The following is a 1,491-nucleotide window of genomic DNA, read 5'->3' on the forward strand; positions in this document are numbered from 1 at the left end:
CTGTCTGGGGCGGCCGCAGCCAGTCGTAGGAAGGCGCCGGAGCGCCGCCGAGGGCGCGGGCGAGCGCCGTTTCGAGCTCGGCGCGCGAGGTGCGCGCGAGCACCGCCATCCAGGCGCGCCGGGCGGGGGAGCCGGCGGCGGAGGGCGGGGCGGAAGATGCGTTCATCGGAGTTCCTGTGTCGAGAACGGGAGGATCATTTCAGACCACGACAGATGACTGCGCGAATCACTGCGACTGCGGGAAATCTGGCGCCACTTTCTTGCCGGATCGAGGCTAGACATTTGAGCATCTATTCATCTAAACGTCTAGACGTTTGGTCGTACAGTCAATCCGATCCGGCGTACGCGACGTTTTCATATTTCCATCACGCCTTGCGCACTACAATGCGCAAAACGGTATTGGAAACCAGAGGAATGACAGCACCATGACATCGAACGACGAGGCGGCGCACAGCACGCTCGAACGCGGCGCGGGCGTAGCGGTGTGGCGGCAGATCGAGCAGATTCTCGCGGCGGAGATCGCGGCGAAGGGTTTCGGCGAGGACGGCCGCCTGCCGAGCGAAGGCGAACTGGCGCGGCGTTTCGACGTGAATCGCCACACGGTGCGGCGCGCGATGCTCGGTCTCGCGGCGCTCGGGCTCGTGAGCGTCGAGCAGGGGCGCGGCACCTTCGTGCAGCCTGGCGCGATCGACTACAGCATCGGCAAGCGCACGCGCTTTACGGAGAATCTGCAGCGTCATCAGCATTCGGCGGTGGGGCGGCTGCTCGCCTCGTCGCGCGTGAAGGCCGATCCCACGGCGGCGAAGGCGCTCGGGCTGCGCGCGGGCGCGCTGGTCTATCGGCTGGAAACGCTGCACGAGTCGGACGGCGTGCCGCTCACCTACGCGCGCAGCTGGTATCCGGCCGCGCGTTTCGCCGATCTGCCCGCCGTCATGGAGCGCGTCGACAGCACCTCGAAGGCGCTCGCCGAATTCGGCGTGACCGACTATCTGCGCAAGTGGAGCCGTATCGGCAGCGTGCTGCCCGAGCCGGAAGTGGCGCGGCGGCTGAACATCAATCGCCAGCAGCCGGTGCTGTGGGTGGAAAACGTCGACGTCGATCTCGACGGCACACCGATCAAATACGGCATCACGCACTTCGCGGCCGACCGCGTGCAACTGATGGTGGAGCACGACCTATGAGTTCGGTCCAGGCGTTGCGCGCCGCGGCGCTCGCGGAAGAAAGCTGGACCGGGTCCACGCGTTTCGCGCTCTATTACGCGCCGCCGCGCGAATCGGCCTGGTGGCGAGAAGGCTGCGCTTGGCTCGGGCGCGATCCGGAAAGCGGCGAGACGCTGACGCCGCCGCTGATCGACGGACTGGTGAGGCCGCTCGACGCGCTCACGGTCGCGCCGCGCCGCTACGGCTGGCACGGCACGCTGGTGCCGCCGTTTCGTCTGGCCGCGGGCGTGACGCCCGAAGCGCTGTGCGCCGCGGTGCAGGCGTGGGCCGC

1 protein-coding gene and 2 pseudogenes are annotated in these 1,491 nt (G+C 67.8%); 2 read left to right on the forward strand and 1 reads right to left on the reverse strand.

All coding sequences use genetic code 11. The features are described 5' to 3' along the window. A pseudogene (locus G3N97_RS39875) lies at positions 1–166 on the reverse strand (phosphonate C-P lyase system protein PhnG); the annotation flags it as partial. Positions 167–425: 259 nt separating this feature from the next. On the opposite strand from G3N97_RS39875, the gene phnF reads away from it, so the two are divergent. Together phnF and G3N97_RS38710 are read left to right on the forward strand one after the other, a co-directional pair. After that, complete coding sequence (gene phnF / locus G3N97_RS38705; RefSeq protein ID WP_065057629.1) at positions 426–1,181, forward strand: phosphonate metabolism transcriptional regulator PhnF; 756 nt, start codon at positions 426–428, stop codon at positions 1,179–1,181. Further along, positions 1,178–1,491: pseudogene (locus G3N97_RS38710) on the forward strand (phosphonate metabolism protein); the annotation flags it as partial. The gene phnF and the pseudogene G3N97_RS38710, both read left to right, overlap by 4 nt.

The organism is Paraburkholderia sp. Ac-20347 (assembly GCF_017104805.1).
In the GTDB taxonomy this organism is placed as follows: domain Bacteria; phylum Pseudomonadota; class Gammaproteobacteria; order Burkholderiales; family Burkholderiaceae; genus Paraburkholderia; species Paraburkholderia tropica.

Bases quoted from the DNA above. Each gene is read 5' to 3' on its own strand.
- phnF (WP_065057629.1), top strand. From the start codon at position 426: ATGACATCGAACGACGAGGCGGCGCACAGCACGCTCGAACGCGGCGCG.